This window comes from Butyrivibrio sp. AE2005 (assembly GCF_000686965.1).
Taxonomy (GTDB): domain Bacteria; phylum Bacillota; class Clostridia; order Lachnospirales; family Lachnospiraceae; genus Butyrivibrio; species Butyrivibrio hungatei_A.
This window is the reverse complement of record NZ_JMMD01000010.1, coordinates 19,739-36,490: the sequence shown is the minus strand read 5'-3', so window position 1 is coordinate 36,490 and position 16,752 is coordinate 19,739. Positions and strand designations below refer to the sequence as shown.

The following is a 16,752-nucleotide window of genomic DNA, read 5'->3' as shown; positions in this document are numbered from 1 at the left end:
ATCCTACCTTTCATATTACATACTACAAAAAATATGACACGTCTCCTTGCCAGTGACGTGTCATATTTGATATTTAAAAGCAGTAATGTAATAATAGATTAGCGCCGGGAACGCTTATATAATTTTCCTAATATAATAAGACAGGTGGTCTTACTATCTATGATACAAATTAAAAATGTCAAAAAAACTTTCAACAAAACCGAGGTACTTAAAGGAGTAAATATCGACATCGAAAAAGGTGAGATATTCGGAATCATCGGACAAAGCGGTGCCGGTAAATCCACTCTTCTTCGTTGCATAAACGGCCTTGAATCTTATGATGAAGGTGCGATCGTTGTTGACGATGTAACCGTCGACATCAAGAACAAAAAAGTTCTTCGAAATCTTCAAAAGAGAATGGGCATGATATTTCAGGGCTTTAACCTACTTGAAAGGCTCGACGTATATCACAACATTGCTCTTCCCATGAAATTCTGGGGAATTCCCACAAACACTCCGGAAGCAAAAGAAAAAATCCTTAATCTTATAAAACTCGTCGGCCTTGAAGAAAAAGTACATTCAAAGCCAAAGGAACTCTCAGGCGGTCAGAAGCAGCGTGTCGCAATAGCAAGGGCACTTGCGCTCGATCCCGATTTTCTTTTGTGCGATGAAGCAACAAGCGCACTCGATCCCGAGATTACAAAGGGTATCTTAGCTCTTTTACAAAAGATCAATAAAGAAATGGGCATTACCATCATAATCGTCACTCATCAGATGGAAGTCGTTAAGCAGATCTGCCAGAAGGTTGCATTTCTTAGCGGCGGCAAAGTGATTGCAATAGGTAAACCTGAACAGCTCTTTGTATGGCCCAAGGAACAGGAAATGCGTGAGTTCCTCCGCGAAGAAAGTGACAAGCTTCCCTCAACGGGAGTCAATTTGAAGCTCTTTTTCTTCGGCGAAGGCAATCAGCGCCCTATCGTAACCGAGATGGCAAGGGAGCTTCAAACAAACTTCAACATTTGTTGGGCCAAGCTTGAAGACTTCAGAGAGGACGTCTACGGAAGCCTCGTCCTTAATATGGATGAAAAAGATCTTGAGAAAGCATGCGCTTTTCTTGACAGCAAAAACGTAACCTGGGAGGTAATCAAATAATGTCGGGAATCTTATCTGATGCAGGCATGAGCTCTGTTATAATGACTGCCTTTAAACAAACTTTATACATGGTATTCTGGTCAACACTTTTTTCAGTGATAATAGGATTTATTCCCGCCATAATACTGACGCTTACAGCTCCTGACGGACTTAAGCCAAACAAAATCGTTTATGAGATTCTTAGCTTTCTGGTAAACGTATTCAGAAGCTTTCCGTTCATCATCCTTCTTGTAATACTTATCCCTTTTACAAGAGCGGTTGTCGGAAAATCTATCGGAACAACAGCTTCTATCGTGCCTCTTACGGTATCGGCAATTCCCTATATCGCAAGAGTGTTTGAGACAAGCCTTCGTGAGACCAATCCCGGAGTCATTGAAGCCGCAAGATCTTTCGGAGCTTCAAACTTCCAGATTCTGATGCGTGTCTATGTAAAAGAATCTATTCCGAGAATGCTAAACGGTGTGATACTTCTTGTCATCTCACTTATCGGCTACTCCGCAATGGCAGGAACTGTCGGAGGCGGCGGTATCGGCGACATCGCAATCCGCTACGGCTACCAGCAGTACAAGACAGAATATCTTGTCGTTTGTTCAGTTGTACTTATAGCATTTGTTCAGTTCATTCAGATGCTTGGTAATTACATGTACAAAAAAATGAGCTAAATCACAGATTAAATTCAGCTAAAGATATTGATGGGTTAAATACGCTTCTTATTCGAGAAAAAGGCGACACATGATGAATCATCAACATGTACCGCCTTCTCTTGTTTTAATTATATTGTTTAAGTTTCTCAATAAAGGTCTGAGCCATATCGCTGAGGTCACTGCCTTTTCGAATGATATAGCCAAGCGTTAATGTCTCTTCTTCCTTGAGTTTGATGTTATGAATCTCGGAAGTGCTAAGACTCTCGCCGAGCATTGCCGCACCTACAGCGTAGCCGTTAAGACCGAGCATAAGCTCTACGGATGTTGCTCTTTCGTTTGTGCTTATGACCTTTTTATAATCATAGGTTGCAAGCGCTTCCTCTCTGTAATAGAAGGATGTGTTGTCGCCCTGATCGAATACCATGCACGGATAATCCTGCAGATCTTCAAGCGAAATTTCTTCTCTGTCTGCAAGAGGGTGATCCTTTCTAAGATATACGTAAGTCTCTCTTGTAAAGAGCTCATGGAACTCAAGAGAAGCGTCCGCAAAAATCTTTTTGAACATGTTTCTGTTAAATTCGCTGAGCGCAATAACTCCGACTTCACTTCTAAGGCTCTTAAGGTCGTCTATGACTTCACTTGTCTGAGTCTCTCTGATTGAGAACTGGTACTCTTCAAGATCATATTCTTTAACTGTATCAATAAATGCATTTACAGCCACTGTATAATGTTGCATCGATACTGAGAATGTGGGCTTATCAACCTTGGCATTGATGTACTTGTCCTCAATCTTCTCAAACTGCTCAACCGCGCTTCTTGCATAAGCAATAAACGCGCCGCCTGCAACAGTTGTCACAACGCCGTTATGTACTCGCTGGAATATCTGGATTCCGAGCTCGTTTTCAAGATCTCTGACCGCACTCGAAAGCCCCGGCTGTGACACATAAAGCCTGTCAGCCGCCTTTCTCATTGAGCATTCCTCATCAATCGCAATCACATATTTAAGCTGCAAAATTGTCATATGTATAATCTCCAAATAAATTTTTATACATAATAACACATTGCCATATATTTAGTACATATTTTATACTCTGTCCCTGTCAGATCACATATGCATCCTGAGGGATGATCCTTGAAAGGAACTGCCTTGTACGCTCTTCCTTTGGTTTATAGAATATTTCTCCGGGCTTTCCTTCTTCCACTACAACTCCGCCATCCATAAAGATAACCCTGTCAGCCACATCCTCGGCAAAAGACATCTCATGGGTCACTACGATCATGGTAATTCCCGTCTTTGCAACCTTCTTTATTACTTCCAAGGTTTCTCCCACAAGCTCAGGATCAAGGGCAGATGTGGGCTCATCAAAAAGGATCACTTCAGGCTTTAGAGCCACAGCCCTTGCTATTCCTACTCTCTGCTGCTGTCCGCCGGATAGCTGTGATGGATAAGAATCTTTCTTTTCAAGCATCCCAACATTTTGAAGGACTTCCTCTGCAATCTGCTGCGCTTCGTGCTTACTCTTTTTCTGAACCTGAACAAGTCCTTCCATTACATTCTGAAGAACCGTCTTGTGAGCAAACAGTCCGTAGTTCTGGAACACAAAGCCTGTATGTCTTCTCATGTACAGAATATCTTTTTTCTTGGGGTTCTTAAAATTTATGATCTTATCGGAAAACTTCATGGTTCCGCTGTCGGCCTTCTCAAGAAAATTTATACTCCGAAGAAGCGTAGTCTTTCCGGAGCCGCTTGGCCCCAGTATTACTACCACTTCTCCGTCATCTACTTTTATCGAAACATCCTTAAGAACTTCCTGTTTCCCAAAGGATTTTTTTACACCTGTAAGTTCTATCATCGCCGCGCCTCCTCTGTTCCAAACACAATGTCATTGTGTGCATTAATATGCTCATATTTCCTATGTTTTCAGCCTGTCGCCACTTGCTTTAAATATTTTCCGCTGTTTTTCTCAGACAAGTATCCTATCACCTCTATACCGATTCCTATAAGCCAGTATACAAGCGCTGCTGCCACATATCCTTCAAGATAACTGTAGTACAAAAGGCTTGGCAAAAGAGCTCCTGTCATGATCTCAATGACTGAGATAGCGCTCACAAGATTGGATGCCTTCAATAGTCCTATCAGAGAATTCTGTAAACCCGGAAGTAATATTGGCACCATTTGAGGATAGATAACTCTTGTAAGTGTCTTGAACTTGCCAAGACCTATACTGTAGCCCGCTTCAAATTGCACCTTGTCTATTCCTCTGAAAGCACCTCTTACGCTCTCACTTACAGAACAGCTTGTCCCAAGGATAAGTACAAAATAACCTATTATGATCGGATCAACTTCGCTGATGGGCACTGTAACGTGAAGTACATTTGCCACATCTGCATAACATGTCATAAATATGATGTTATACAAAAGAATTGCCACCATAGTGGGTAGTCCCAGATATACAGTCACAAACACCGCAAAGATCTGTGAAAGAACAGGTACCTTGTAATACCTTATCGTCGCTATGATTGTTCCAAGAACCAGACTTACAACAAAGGTGATCGCAGTAAGTTTGATGGTTACCGGAGCATAGGCTAGTGCTGACACAAGAGACTCCCAAAAACTTGATACACTAAAACTCATATCCCAACTCCTTAAACAAGTTTAACCTCTCCACCGCTCAGTTTCTTTTCTATTAGAAGAAAAGCTCCTTTTAACAGTAAGCTAAACGCAATATATATAAGTGCTGCCGCAACATACCCTTCAATAGTGTGGCCGGACGCCGCACCAATTGTCTTAGCTCTTCCCAAAAGATCTACGACTCCAAGCATAAATACAAGTGATGTATTCTGAAAAACTCCTATGAGGTCAACGCCATAATGCGGAATTGCCACCTTAAAAGCTTGCGGGAGCACAATCCTTACAAAGGTTTGTGCCCCCGTCATTCCTATAGAATATCCTGCTTCCGACTGAACCGCAGGTACAGATGTTATGGCTCCTCTAAATATCTCTCCAAGGAAAGCCCCCTCATTCAGAATAATCGCTATTTCTACAAATATCACGGGTTCAAGTCTGTTTAGATTGATCCCGAAAAGATTTAAAAATACTGTGCCGAGTACTATTGGGATTCCGTAAAACGCGATCATCATCTGCACCAGGAGCGGCGTACCCCTCATAAAGGATATATACAATCCCAGTAAACCGCTTACCACAGGTACTCTATGTAATCTAAGCACTGCTACAAATACGGCCAGTAAAGTGCCAAGAAGCATTGACCAAAAAACAATGTGAAGATTAACAGGTAAACTTGAAATCACTTTAGGAAAGACATGTATAAATCTTTCAATACTAAAATAATTTCCCATATCTATTTATTCCTCTTCTGTAACGTCGTATCCAACCCACTTAATTGCAAGCTCAGAAAGCTTTCCGTTTTCCTTAAGTGTCTTAAGAGCTCCGTCTACCGCATCTCTAAGTTCTGTCTCATCCTTGCGATACAGATAATAAGTCTTTGAATTGTTGATGGGTTCGCCTACAGACTTAAGCCATTCTTTTCCGTCATCGCTGAAGTTAGTATTCATCTTGATAACATCGCTCTTCTTAAGTACGGATGCTCTTGCTGCTCCTGACTTAAGTGCAGCAGCTGCTTCTTCATCTGAGCTACCCTCTGAGGTTACAAGAACAACTTCCTGCCTCGGATGCTCCTCGTTCCACTTTGTAAGGATCTGAGTTGTGGCACTTGTTGAACCACCGGTTCTGATCTTCTCACCTGCAAGGTCTTCAAGGCTTTTAGCGTTATCATCTATAAGAACTGCAAGGTAAGTGATATATGATGTGTAAGACTCTCCTGAGAAAAGATATTTCTCTTCCCTCTCAGGTGTGTACTCATACTGATGTGCTGCAAGATCAATCTTTCCTGATTCAAGTGAAAGAACCAGCTGATCGAATGCCATTGACTGATACTCAAATTCATACTGAGGAAGTAGCTCGTCGATTTCCTTTAGTACGTCATACTCATAACCAACAGCATCTCCGTTTTCATCTATATAGCAGTAAGGATTGTAATTGGTTCCCGATCCTATAACTATCTTCTGCACCTGCCCGCTTCCTTCGCTCTGTGCTTCGCCTTCTATATTATCTTCTGCTGCCTTTACTTCAGTATCAGCTCCCTGTGATGCCTTTCCGCATCCTACTGCAGATAACATCATTGCGCCTACAAGCACTCCCGATAACAGAATATTTTTAATTGTTCTTTTTTTCATAATCGTCTCCTCTAGCTAACCTGAAATCAAAAGTTCACATGAGAAAACCGGAGATTACTGGTCCGCCTAATGGTGACGAACCACTAACCTCCGGTTGTCCGGTCAGTAAACAAATGAGTTTGCTTTATGTATTCGCTTTTGTTGAACTTAATATACAATAGCCTCCCTATTAGCACAATTACGCTAAACTTTAGGGAGGCTATAACTAAAAGTTATTATCGGAATGTTACTTCTTTATTTATCCCAACCAAGGGCTGCTCTCTTGTCTTTCATATCCTGCACGATCTGTTTTGCAAGTGCGACTGGATCTGTGTTTACGTTCATTGTTGAACCAAGGAGTTCCTTTGTACCATGTTTCAAGAACTCAATTACATTTTTGGATCCGAAAATAGGTGCTTCAACGCAATGATACGAACTTATACCGTTTAGTCTGAAACCTAACGCTGCGTCGATTCCCTTTTCATTGCCCCACTCGGGAGATGAGAATGCAAACGGAAGCTCATAGAGGTTCTTTCCAAGCACACCTGCAATTCCCGCAAATATACCTGTAGAACGTGTATTATCGATACACTCTCCGACATGCCATACGGGCGGAAGGTCGGGTTCAAGGAATTCTCTTAAGGATTCTCCTGCCTTTTCTTTTCCCGAAACCGCACAATATCCTAGTTTCATAAGAGGGAACGATGCGCATCCGTTGGTGATAATAAGAACGTTGTTCTTAAGAAGTTCATCGGCCACATCAATAATGCACTTCTCATAAAGGACCTTAGGATTATTACATCCGACCATATTTACAACACCGAGAATCTGTCCCGATTTAATTGCTTCAGCAAGAGGCTTCATGCTTCCGAATCTCTTGTGAACATACTCAACAGAGAATCCGACTTCTGCCTCAACCTCATACGGAGGAATGTAGACAGGCATTCCCTTTCTGATCTCAAAACTCTCGATCGCGCGCCGTACTATCTTCTCTGCAAGTTCCTTGGTCTGACCTATATTGCTGTGATGATGATCGTATTCATATCTCTCGGCACCGGGAAGGCGCGCAGAATCGCTCGTTGTAACCACAACAGTCTTAAAGCACTTTGCAACATCCATGATTGAAGGAAATACGTCCTGAACATCCGCAACCCACAGATCAAGCGCTCCGGTAGCAAGTACAAGTTCCGCCGAAACCGCATTTGAAAGCGGAATAACACCACTGTCTCTGTACATCGCGGAAAGTCCCGAACAGCAGATACCATAGAAGCGAATACCCTTTGCGCCTTTGGATTTGGCAAGCTCTATCAAATCTTCTCTTTTTCCTGCCGCAACAATCTGGCTTACAAGTGTTGGCAGATGTCCGTGTACCGCAACATTCACATAGCCTTTCTCAAGCGCACCGATATTGACCTTGGACGTAACTCTGTCGCCGACACCAAACAGTGCGTCGGTCGCAATTCCCGCTCCGACAACGCCGGAAAAAGTAAATGCAAGACCGCAGCGAAGGAACTGCTGCATGATGCTCTTCCAGTCGCCGTCCGTTGCGCATCCCGACTTATGGTATGCTTCAAAGACCTCGTGATATGCACTGATAGGAAGAATATCTAACTCTTCCCATACCTTTTGCCTCTCGGGAAGCGCGCAGGCTTTGATTGTCTTATAATCATCGGGGACACTTCTGGACATATCTTCAAGCAAAGCATCCGCAAGATCTTTTGCAACATTCTTAAGCTGTCTGTTCTTTTGCTTTATTCCAAAAGCTTCCGCCGTGCTCCTTATCTTTTGCTCGCCAAGGATAGGGATATCAAGTTCGCCCTCAGCCACTTTCTTGAGTGTAAGCATTACCTCACGAGCATGCATACCGTGCTGAGCCGCACCTGAAGCTGCCGAACGCAAAAGATTTCTTGCAACTATCAGATCCGCATCCGCACCGCAGACACCTCTCTGCGCCTTCGCTGTAATATGACAAGGTCCCATGTTGCAGATCTTACAACATGTTCCGCTAAGTCCGAACGCACACTGAGGCTTCTGAGCATCAAACCTGTCAAAAGCCGTATCTATTCCAATCTGCTCCATTCTAAGGATCATCTCTCTTACGGCCGGATCGGGTGTATTATCGATTACGTCCTGCTTTGACGGAAATGTCTTTCTGTATTCCGCAACAGCGTTCATATAATCTTTAGTAAAGTCCTCGGGACTGCTCTCTCCGCCGTGGTCGCTTGCCTTAAGTGTAACTGTCGGAATACCGTGCTCATCAAAACCGATCAGATTTCTGTGTGAATGAATATTCTCTAATCCGTTTTTGCCATGATGGTAATGATGTTCATGTGAATGTGTGTGACTCATTTTTCCCCTACCTTAAATCGTATATTCAATATCTTCCTCTATCTTCATCTGAAGCAGATCGAAGATCTTGTCTCTTATAAGCAAAAAGTCTCCGCTTGTCCTATCTCTGAAATGGTGAATCGGAACTGTTATAACACCTTTTACTTTGCCGGGGTTGGGTGTCATTACAACAATCCTGTCCGCCAGATAAACAGCTTCTTCTATGTCATGAGTTACAAAGATTATTGTTTTCTTTTGCTTTTTGCAGATATCCAAAATATCATCCTGAAGCTTCATTCTGGTAATCGCATCAAGTGCTCCGAAAGGCTCATCCATAAAAATAATATCGGGTTCTACCGCAAGCGCCCTTGCTATTGCAACTCTCTGTTTCATTCCGCCTGAAAGCTGCCCCGGAAAGCTATTTGCAAAATTCTCAAGCTTAACCAGTTTAAGATACTCTTTTGCAATCTCTTTTCTCTTATCTTTCTCAATACCTTTTGATTCGAGACCAAGCTCTACGTTCTTGATAACAGTGCGCCACGGAAGAAGACCATAGTTCTGGAAGATAGTTACATTCTTTGTGCTTGGCGCCTTTACCTCGTTTCCGTCAATCTTAACGCTTCCTAGATTTACCGGATCAAAGCCTGCAATAGCATTTAAAAGAGTACTTTTTCCGCATCCCGACGGTCCCAGGAGGCAGATAAACTCACCTTTTTCAATATCGAGATTTACATCCGACAAAGCTGTGAACTGCGTGCCATTTTGTATGAAGGTTTTTCCTGCATTTTCTATATGAATATATGACATTACTGCTCTCCTCCCCAGGCCTTAAGAATTCTTTTTTCCAACAATCCGATAAGGAAATCAAGCAATAGTCCTATAAGTCCGATCACAAGTATTGTTGCCAAAAGAATATCCGCTCTGATATTGTTTCTCGCATCAATAATCTGGAAGCCAAGTCCCGACTGTGCTCCTACCATCTCACCCGCAACAAGGAATATCCATGCGCTTCCGAGAGCAAGATGAACGGCATTGGCGATCTGAGGGAACGCCGCAGGAAGGATAACTTTCCACATAAGCTGAGGCTGCTTTATTCCGAAATTATCTGCAACTCTGAAATACATATCATCGATCTTACTTACCGCTGATACTGTAGACAGCAGTACGGGGAAAAAAGCTGCTATAAAAATGATGACAATGGCAGGAAGATCCCCTATTCCAAACAGGAGCACAACAAAAGGCATCCACGCTGTCGGTGATATCGGTCTTAGCAGCTGCAGTGAAGGATTCACATATTTAAACACCTTAGGAAGACTTCCGAGGATAAGCCCCAGAAAGACTGCTATCAGAACCGATAATCCGTATCCAATTACAAATCTGTACATACTTGCGCCTATTGACGCAAATAGCGTGCCGTCTGCAATCATCTCAAAAAGAGCTTCGATTGCCATTAAAGGAGACGGAAACAACGCCGGGCTATAGTCGCTTATCATAAATGCCAACTGCCAGATTCCAAGTAAGATAAGTATTGATACGATAACGTATTTTAGAGAGAGTATTTTTTTCATCATGTCCCCTTAATTTATTACTGTCATCAAATGTAGAAAATAATAAGTAATTAGATCAAAAATCAGTCTTTACAAAATCAGCATATGCGGGTGGATTGTCTGAAAGCCCATATTCTTTAACCTTCTCGGTCAGCTTGTTATATTGCTCCTCTGTGATATCCAGATCATCATAAGAAATCCATTTCAAAGATGTTTCAAGTACATCATCTTTCTGCTTCAGGTACTTTTCTGCAACAGTTTGGGCTGTTTCAGCATCAAGATTATTTCCCGCTGTTTTGTATCCCTCGACAAATGCCTTGGCTGTGTCCGCATGCTTGTCTATAAAATCATCTGTCAAAACAAGTGCGCAGCAAACCGAATCCTCCCACAATTCTTCGGAGGTATACAGAACTTTTCCTTTTCCCGTAGAAACACCTACCGCACCGAAAGGCTCTGCAACGCAATAACCGTCTATTGTTCCTGTGACAAGTGCCGAAGGCATCTCTGTAGGTGCGAGTTCCACGACATTTATGTCATCGATCGTAAGTCCATTCTTTGCAAGTGCATCATTTACCAGGATGTTATGCGATGACTGACGATGAGGAATAGCTATTGTTCTTCCTTTAAGATCGGCGCCGTCTTTAACATCATTTGAAACGATGAGAACATTTCCGTCCTTATGTCCCAGTGCAACAGCTTTTATTCCTACGCCCTCAGCTTTTGACTTCATTGCAAGCTCTATAAGAACCGATGCTCCGTCTACATTTCCCGAATTAAGAGCATCCAGCAGTTCCGGCCAGGAACCGTACTTAACAAGCTCAACATTCACTTTTTCATTATTTGCAAGCTCCTCAGCCTCCTCCAATACAGCGAGTGAATGTGTTATGGGAAGATATGCTATCTTCACGGTTTCTCCGGCATTGGCACTGCCTGCTGCTTTGGCACTTGCGCCATTGGAACTTCCGCATCCTGCCAGCGTCAGCACTGCTCCAATCAGTATTGTCAGTAATAATTGTTTTTTCATAATAACTATCCTCCACTATAATGTCTTTTCACCCACTAGGTCAATAGGTAATTTTATTATATTGAATAATATCACACGCAAATATAAGTGAAAATTAAGAAACACTTATAGTGAAGTATAAACTTTGCTTATTCCCAAGCACTGCTGTCCCATAGGTTCTTTATTATATGAATTTTCCAATACGGAAAAAATATAGTGTCCGGATTGTGCAAATGATATATTATAATTCTTTTGGATTCCCAATAAAATATAACCAATGCAGATAAAAAGCATTTTTTAAAATAATCGATTATTGGGAGAACAAAGCATGAAAGCAACGCTAAAAACAGCAAAAAAAATTTTGATAGTTCTGGCAACAATGATAATAATCTTAGCTGTTGTCAGATCTGTCGGAATGGGAATAAATAAGAGAACACCGAAAGGCGGGATAAATGAATCTTTTTACGTTGATATAAACGGAAGCAGGCAATGGATAAACATTTATGGACAAAACATAAACAATCCCGTTCTTTTGTATCTGCACGGAGGGCCGGGATCTGCGACAAGTCCCGTAGATTATTCTTTTACCCGAAAGTGGAGTGACGTATATACTGTCGTTACGTGGGATCAGAGGAATGTTGGAAAGAGCTTTGATAAGAAAAACATTTCGGATAAGATAACCAAGGATATTATGATGGCTGACGGCAAGGCAATGACTGAGTTTCTTTTATCCTATATGAGAAAAGAAAAAATAACTTTGCTTGGGCATTCATGGGGATCTATGTTCGGCGCAAATCTGTCATTGGAATACCCGCAGTACTACGACGCTTTTATCGGAACAGGACAATGTATAGACATTTATGAGAATGAATTAAGACTCTATGCGGCAGCAAAAGAGTGGACGAATGGTGATGCGCAAGGAGAGGCTCTTCTTGAAAAATGGTCGCCTGATAACGCTGATAGCCTTGAAGCCATGGCCGCCAGAAGTAAAATAATGGACAGGTACGGTTATGGGATGATGAAAGATGGTCGAGATTACAATATAGTTGCGACGATTCTTTTTAATCCAAATTACATGGTAAAAGACTATATCGGCTATGTAAAAAATATTGCAATCTCGATGGATCCATATATACCTTTTTTTGCACATGGTCTTTATGAGTGCTCGCTTAGCGGAAAATATGACTACAAAGTGCCGTATTACAATATAAACGGCGACATGGATTACCAGACTAATTACGATATGGCTTGTGAGTATTTTGAAAAGGTAAATGCTCCCGATAAGAAAATGTACGTTATGAAAAATGCCACACACGGACTTCTTGAATCAAGATCCGAGGAATTTTCTGAATATGTTCACGATATCGCAAATCGAATGGGAAAGAAGTAATCTTCACTTTCGGAAAGCGACTCCTAAACTCACTTATCCGTCAATCATCCTCTTCTAAGGCTCACGTGATTATCGATCTTATCAAAATAAGTTGCGATCTTGGTGAGAGCTTCATCGACACTGCACTCTACATCAAAACCTGCGATAGCTTTCTTTTCAAGTTGTTTCTGAGCCTGAAAACCGATTTTCTTGCAGACAAGGCTTCGGCAATCTGCGATGAGATTGACTTTTCTGAGAGCTCCGTCGCTTCCGCCGCAGCCACTCCGTGAACCGGCGCCGCAGCCGTCGTGACCCCCGGTTCCGCCGCAACCTCCACTCGGACTTCCACAATTGCTCGTGTCACCGCATCCGGAAGTCTGTCCGCCACAACCGCTTTGCACATCGGAACTTATCTCTTCTTCCGCAAACTCTCTGTATTCTTTTTCTTTATATTCGGTTCCTTCCACCTCGTAGATATGGAACCCCTTAGCAGCACCAAAGCCAAGGTCAACGACCTTGGCATCTGATGTTGCGACAGCAATCAAATATGACATCGCTTTTTTCCTCTTATTATTTATAAACACGAACTTTAGGCAGATTAGTTAGATCAAAAGCTGTGTTGTCGCTGTGATTATTTATTGGAGAAACACTGACCGGATCAATATTTCTTTAGTTGAACCTCTGTGAAGCTACCGTGTAGATATCCTCAATAAGTCTGATACCGCCATCGTATCCAACAATTGCATCATTAAGAACAATCTTGTCCTTAACGGGCCATGAGATATTGAGGAAGTTACCCTTTAAGTCTTCCGTCACTTCTTTGTCATAGTAACCACCGAGAACCAGCGGATATCCGTGATAGTCATGACTCTTTATCTGCTCATGAACCTTGTAGCTATCTGTCTCAAATACAACTTCAGCTTCAAGTCCGTAGTTGAGCTTCTTGAATTCTTCGGTAATAGCTTCCCTGTATTCCTTCGGCGTATCATCGGTGATAAACTGCTTTGCTGGAACAAGTCCGAGATCGTTTGTAAGGAACTTGGTAATTCCGAGAGCGTACTGTGCATCCGCTACAACAGAGAACTGCTTGTTGATTACACGGTTCTCAAGGAAAAGATCCGCAAATCTCTCGATGAGGTAGTAGTAATAATTCTCATGCTCTGTTATTACGTCTTCGACCTTCTTTTCATCCACTCCCGCAAACTTTCCGACTTCCCTTAAGAACTTACTTGTCTCGAAAGCTCCGATAGGAAGTGTGCTGTAATGAAGATAAGGAATACCGAGCTTTTTCTCCATCTTCTTTACGTTCTTAACAGAAACCCAAGGAGAAATAAGAAGGTTAAACTCAGCCGAAGCAATCTTGTCTATATTCTTGATTCCTCTTTGATATCCGAAGATAGTGTTGGGTGTAAGCCCGATCTCTTTTAACAGCTTCTCAAGCTCTCTTAAGTTTCCGAGCCAGTAAAGATCCTGATAAGGAACGTCGGCCCAGATATTCACAAGCCCCTTTTCCTTCTTGTCAGTCTTTTTTACATACTGATCTATGATCGCATCGATTATCTGCTCGTGTCCTCTGTAGTTATTTCCCTTAAATCCCGCTGTGGGAGCATAGATTACAGGCTTATCCGCATCTGCAAATTCAGATACGACTTCACCCGAATCATCGCCTACAATCTCAGGAATACAGCCTGTGAGAACCACATAGAGGTCTGCGTCGATGACCTTGAGCGAATTCTCGATTGTTGAATGAAGCTTTTTTACACCGCCGAATACAACGTCTTTTTCGTTGATACTGGTACAGGGGAAAATATTTGGTGAAAAATATCCGCTGCTTCCGTTTCCGTCGGAAAGCTTCTGCGCACATCCCGGTCCCGAGTGAAGGATCGGAATGGCTCTCTCTATTGCCTGCACTGTCTGCATCGCACCCAGTGCACACTTATATCTTTGTTTATCAAGTAACTTTGCCATTTATATCAGCCTCCGTGAATCATTTGTTATCATTAACAAGGAATTCTCCTACGTTCTGCTTGTACCACCAATCCGTGTAAGGAAGCTTTGTTCTCTTTGCGAGATTCTTCTCAAAGCTTCTGTTCTTGATGCTATCGAGTATGGAATATGCAAATTCCAGAGTATGCTTGTAACCGAAGATCATATACTCATCGGCAACATACACAGAAGGTGTTCCGTTCTTGATAGCCCAAACGGTCGAACCCGGATGTCTTGAAAGATACAGATCGGGCTGATATTTGTTGAGGATATTCATAACCTCGAAATTCTGCTGATCGGCAACACTTGCTTCGAAATCAATGTTATTATCCAAAAGATATTTCATTGAAGGCGGAACGTCACCATTTTCGTATTTCTTGTCATAGTGCCATGCAAGTGCCCAAACAACCTCAATTCCGAGTTCATTCAGGACACGTGATACTTCGAAAGTATAACCGGGTCCCATGCCGAGTACTGCTCTGAGTCCTTTGAGCTCTTTTTTAACTTCTTCAATCTTCGGAAGGTAGATTGCACGCTGCTCTTCAATATACTTCTCAATCTTGTCGCTTCTTCCCGTAACCTTACCAATCTCGCGAAGCCATGCCTCAAAACCGACGATGCCACACTGGTTGATACTTCTTACGTAAGGAACGCCATACTTTTCTTCAAGAACGTTTCCTAAGTAGTTTCCGAGTGTTCCGCAGATACATGTTGTGGCAACAGCTTCCGAAATATGTGAAAGCTCTTCAACAGTTGAGTTACAGTAAAGGAATGTAGGCTCGAGATCAAAGTTCTTGAACATCTCGATGATCTCAGGTCTTGCACTCTCATAGAAATTCTTGAAGTTGATCTTGTTGCTCTTTACGCCTTCTCTCGGAGGCTGAACGATTGACTGAAGTACCGCGTGATCTGCGATATCAAAACCTGTTGCCCAGATTCTTGACTTGAATCCTTCGCAGTGAACCGCAACGATAGGCACATCAATCTCTTCTTTTAACTCATCGACGATGCTGTCGATATCTTCACCGATGATACCCGTTGCACAGGAACTTGAAACAAAAATTGCCTTTGGGCTATATCTTTTGTTTACTTCAACGATGATGTTTCGAAGCGTAGATGTAGAGCCAAATATCGTATCATTCTCGTTCATATCGGTTCCGACATAAACAGTGTTATTCGTTACACCACGTTTTTTGGCCATAACCTTATCAAGGTAATATGTGCCTGCTGCCGCAACGGAACATCCCGCAGGGCCGTGGTGAATAATAGCAATATCTCTTATAGCAGAGAGCTGACCGAGTGCACAGCTTGAAAGGCATGAACTTGACTGTGAAAAACATCTTGAACAGCCTTTCAAAGTACCGCACTCACTCTGACTTGCAAGATCTTTGAGTGAACCGATGTAGCCTGTGATAGATCCGATTCGGTTCTCTCTTGTAGCTACATTGGAGTTATTTAAATTTGTTGCCATATTATCTTTTATCTCCTACTTTTTTCTTATTCTTGTGTTGCAAAAAGATTGGTTGAAAGATATCTGAGTCCTGTATCAGGGAATATAGCAACTATCTTCTTTCCTGCATTCTCAGGTCTCTGCGCAAGCTTCTTTGCTGCATAAAGAGCCGCTCCCGATGATGTACCGATAAGGATACCGTCGTTTGCCGCAACCTCTCTTGCTGCCTCAAATGCTTCAAGAGCCTCAACTTCGATATATTCGTCATAAATCTTTCTGTCGAGTGTTGAAGGAATGAGATTTTCAGCAACACCTTCAAAAGGATGTACTCCAGTGATCTCTTCTTCAGGCTGATTCTTATCCTTGTCAGGAAGTGAATTAGGTCCCGGCTGAACACCGACTACCTTTACGTTAGGATTCTTTTCCTTGAGATAAGCACCTGTTCCTGAGATTGTTCCGCCTGTTCCTACGCAGGCAACAAGAATATCTACCTCACCGTCTGTATCCTCCCAGATCTCGGGGCCTGTTGTTCTCTTGTGTACCGCAGGGTTTGCGGGATTCGAACACTGATCGAGGAATACGACATTCTCTTCCTTATCAAGAACATCTTCCTTAAGCGCCTTGATAGCAGCAACGAAGTCGCCGCCTGTCTCATCAAGAACTTTTGCGATAACAGGTTCATCGCCGAGCTTAATTGTTTTTCCGCCAAATGCCTGGATTACCTGGAATCTCTCCTTACTAACCTGATCCTGAATATAAACTCTGAAAGGATATCCCTTTGCAGCCGCTATTGCTGCAAGTCCGATACCTGTATTTCCGCTTGTTGTCTCAACAACAGTGTCGCCGGGCTTAAGTTTTCCGCTCTTCTCAGCATCTTCTATCATTGAAAGGGCAATTCTGTCCTTTACGCTCTGATTAGGGTTAAAATACTCAAGTTTTCCGATAACGGTTGCCTTTAAATCGTGATGTTTTTCGAATCCTGAAAGCTCAAGAAGAGGTGTTCTTCCAACGAGCTCTGTAATTGACTTATATACGTTTGACATACGTGTTCCTCCTTAGTC

General features: G+C 42.5%; 16 protein-coding genes. 3 read left to right on the top strand and 13 right to left on the bottom strand.

Translation table 11 applies throughout. From position 1 onward, the window contains the following. The first annotated feature begins 159 nt into the window (after positions 1–159). The gene (locus tag DL92_RS0108795; RefSeq protein ID WP_026667440.1) at positions 160–1,131 is read left to right on the top strand and encodes a methionine ABC transporter ATP-binding protein; all 972 of its coding nucleotides are present in this window, start codon (positions 160–162) and stop codon (positions 1,129–1,131) included. Continuing rightward, positions 1,131–1,793 (top strand): methionine ABC transporter permease, encoded by a 663-nt coding sequence (locus tag DL92_RS0108790; protein ID WP_330365417.1) that lies wholly within the window; start codon positions 1,131–1,133, stop codon positions 1,791–1,793. Before DL92_RS0108795 ends, DL92_RS0108790 begins: the two co-directional genes overlap by 1 nt. A gap of 106 nt (positions 1,794–1,899) precedes the next feature. On the opposite strand, the gene DL92_RS0108785 is transcribed toward DL92_RS0108790, so the two are convergent. The 9 genes from DL92_RS0108785 to DL92_RS0108745 all read right to left on the bottom strand — a co-directional run bounded on the left by DL92_RS0108785 (position 1,900) and on the right by DL92_RS0108745 (position 10,907). Beyond that, positions 1,900–2,796 carry a LysR family transcriptional regulator gene (locus DL92_RS0108785; protein WP_026667438.1) on the bottom strand — a complete coding sequence of 299 codons (897 nt, stop codon included), beginning with the start codon at positions 2,794–2,796 and terminating at the stop codon, positions 1,900–1,902. A gap of 79 nt (positions 2,797–2,875) precedes the next feature. Beyond that, on the bottom strand, positions 2,876–3,628 hold the full coding sequence (locus DL92_RS0108780; protein WP_026655902.1) for an amino acid ABC transporter ATP-binding protein: 753 nt from the start codon (positions 3,626–3,628) through the stop codon (positions 2,876–2,878). 68 nt (positions 3,629–3,696) lie between these two features. After that, positions 3,697–4,410, bottom strand: coding sequence for an ABC transporter permease subunit (locus DL92_RS0108775; protein ID WP_026667437.1), 714 nt, complete (start codon positions 4,408–4,410; stop codon positions 3,697–3,699). A gap of 11 nt (positions 4,411–4,421) precedes the next feature. Continuing rightward, positions 4,422–5,132 carry an amino acid ABC transporter permease gene (locus DL92_RS0108770; protein WP_026655904.1) on the bottom strand — a complete coding sequence of 237 codons (711 nt, stop codon included), beginning with the start codon at positions 5,130–5,132 and terminating at the stop codon, positions 4,422–4,424. 6 nt (positions 5,133–5,138) lie between these two features. Then, on the bottom strand, positions 5,139–6,029 hold the full coding sequence (locus tag DL92_RS0108765; protein WP_026667436.1) for a transporter substrate-binding domain-containing protein: 891 nt from the start codon (positions 6,027–6,029) through the stop codon (positions 5,139–5,141). Between the two features lie 234 nt (positions 6,030–6,263). Then, positions 6,264–8,357, bottom strand: coding sequence for an anaerobic carbon-monoxide dehydrogenase catalytic subunit (gene cooS, locus DL92_RS0108760; RefSeq protein WP_026667435.1), 2,094 nt, complete (start codon positions 8,355–8,357; stop codon positions 6,264–6,266). A 12-nt stretch (positions 8,358–8,369) separates the two neighbouring features. Continuing rightward, entirely contained in the window at positions 8,370–9,143 is a 774-nt protein-coding gene (locus DL92_RS0108755; protein ID WP_026655906.1) for an ABC transporter ATP-binding protein, read from the bottom strand. Further along, on the bottom strand, positions 9,143–9,904 hold the full coding sequence (locus DL92_RS0108750; RefSeq protein ID WP_026655907.1) for an ABC transporter permease: 762 nt from the start codon (positions 9,902–9,904) through the stop codon (positions 9,143–9,145). Before DL92_RS0108750 ends, DL92_RS0108755 begins: the two co-directional genes overlap by 1 nt. A gap of 55 nt (positions 9,905–9,959) precedes the next feature. Next, positions 9,960–10,907 (bottom strand): ABC transporter substrate-binding protein, encoded by a 948-nt coding sequence (locus tag DL92_RS0108745; protein ID WP_026655908.1) that lies wholly within the window; start codon positions 10,905–10,907, stop codon positions 9,960–9,962. A gap of 307 nt (positions 10,908–11,214) precedes the next feature. On the opposite strand from DL92_RS0108745, the gene DL92_RS0108740 reads away from it, so the two are divergent. After that, positions 11,215–12,276: an alpha/beta hydrolase gene (locus DL92_RS0108740; RefSeq protein ID WP_026667434.1), complete on the top strand. Its 1,062-nt coding sequence runs from the start codon at positions 11,215–11,217 to the stop codon at positions 12,274–12,276. Between the two features lie 44 nt (positions 12,277–12,320). On the opposite strand, the gene DL92_RS0108735 is transcribed toward DL92_RS0108740, so the two are convergent. The 4 genes from DL92_RS0108735 to DL92_RS0108720 form a co-directional block, all read right to left on the bottom strand. Continuing rightward, positions 12,321–12,809, bottom strand: coding sequence for a NifB/NifX family molybdenum-iron cluster-binding protein (locus DL92_RS0108735; protein ID WP_026655909.1), 489 nt, complete (start codon positions 12,807–12,809; stop codon positions 12,321–12,323). A 115-nt stretch (positions 12,810–12,924) separates the two neighbouring features. After that, entirely contained in the window at positions 12,925–14,223 is a 1,299-nt protein-coding gene (locus DL92_RS0108730; protein WP_026667433.1) for a nitrogenase component 1, read from the bottom strand. A 19-nt stretch (positions 14,224–14,242) separates the two neighbouring features. Beyond that, a complete protein-coding gene (locus DL92_RS0108725; RefSeq protein ID WP_026667432.1) occupies positions 14,243–15,712 on the bottom strand; it encodes a nitrogenase component 1 in 1,470 nt (489 codons plus the stop codon). Positions 15,713–15,738: 26 nt separating this feature from the next. Then, complete coding sequence (locus DL92_RS0108720; RefSeq protein WP_026667431.1) at positions 15,739–16,734, bottom strand: PLP-dependent cysteine synthase family protein; 996 nt, start codon at positions 16,732–16,734, stop codon at positions 15,739–15,741. Between the last annotated feature and the right edge of the window lie 18 nt (positions 16,735–16,752).

Excerpts from the sequence above, each read along its gene's own strand:
- DL92_RS0108765 (WP_026667436.1), bottom strand. The coding sequence starts at position 6,029 with ATGAAAAAAAGAACAATTAAAAATATTCTGTTATCGGGAGTGCTTGTA.
- cooS (WP_026667435.1), bottom strand. The coding sequence starts at position 8,357 with ATGAGTCACACACATTCACATGAACATCATTACCATCATGGCAAAAAC.
- DL92_RS0108755 (WP_026655906.1), bottom strand. The coding sequence starts at position 9,143 with ATGTCATATATTCATATAGAAAATGCAGGAAAAACCTTCATACAAAAT.
- DL92_RS0108790 (WP_330365417.1), top strand. The coding sequence starts at position 1,131 with ATGTCGGGAATCTTATCTGATGCAGGCATGAGCTCTGTTATAATGACT.
- DL92_RS0108775 (WP_026667437.1), bottom strand. The coding sequence starts at position 4,410 with ATGAGTTTTAGTGTATCAAGTTTTTGGGAGTCTCTTGTGTCAGCACTA.
- DL92_RS0108770 (WP_026655904.1), bottom strand. The coding sequence starts at position 5,132 with ATGGGAAATTATTTTAGTATTGAAAGATTTATACATGTCTTTCCTAAA.
- DL92_RS0108795 (WP_026667440.1), top strand. The coding sequence starts at position 160 with ATGATACAAATTAAAAATGTCAAAAAAACTTTCAACAAAACCGAGGTA.
- DL92_RS0108745 (WP_026655908.1), bottom strand. The coding sequence starts at position 10,907 with ATGAAAAAACAATTATTACTGACAATACTGATTGGAGCAGTGCTGACG.
- DL92_RS0108780 (WP_026655902.1), bottom strand. The coding sequence starts at position 3,628 with ATGATAGAACTTACAGGTGTAAAAAAATCCTTTGGGAAACAGGAAGTT.
- DL92_RS0108720 (WP_026667431.1), bottom strand. The coding sequence starts at position 16,734 with ATGTCAAACGTATATAAGTCAATTACAGAGCTCGTTGGAAGAACACCT.
- DL92_RS0108750 (WP_026655907.1), bottom strand. The coding sequence starts at position 9,904 with ATGAAAAAAATACTCTCTCTAAAATACGTTATCGTATCAATACTTATC.
- DL92_RS0108735 (WP_026655909.1), bottom strand. The coding sequence starts at position 12,809 with ATGTCATATTTGATTGCTGTCGCAACATCAGATGCCAAGGTCGTTGAC.
- DL92_RS0108740 (WP_026667434.1), top strand. The coding sequence starts at position 11,215 with ATGAAAGCAACGCTAAAAACAGCAAAAAAAATTTTGATAGTTCTGGCA.
- DL92_RS0108730 (WP_026667433.1), bottom strand. The coding sequence starts at position 14,223 with ATGGCAAAGTTACTTGATAAACAAAGATATAAGTGTGCACTGGGTGCG.
- DL92_RS0108785 (WP_026667438.1), bottom strand. The coding sequence starts at position 2,796 with ATGACAATTTTGCAGCTTAAATATGTGATTGCGATTGATGAGGAATGC.
- DL92_RS0108725 (WP_026667432.1), bottom strand. The coding sequence starts at position 15,712 with ATGGCAACAAATTTAAATAACTCCAATGTAGCTACAAGAGAGAACCGA.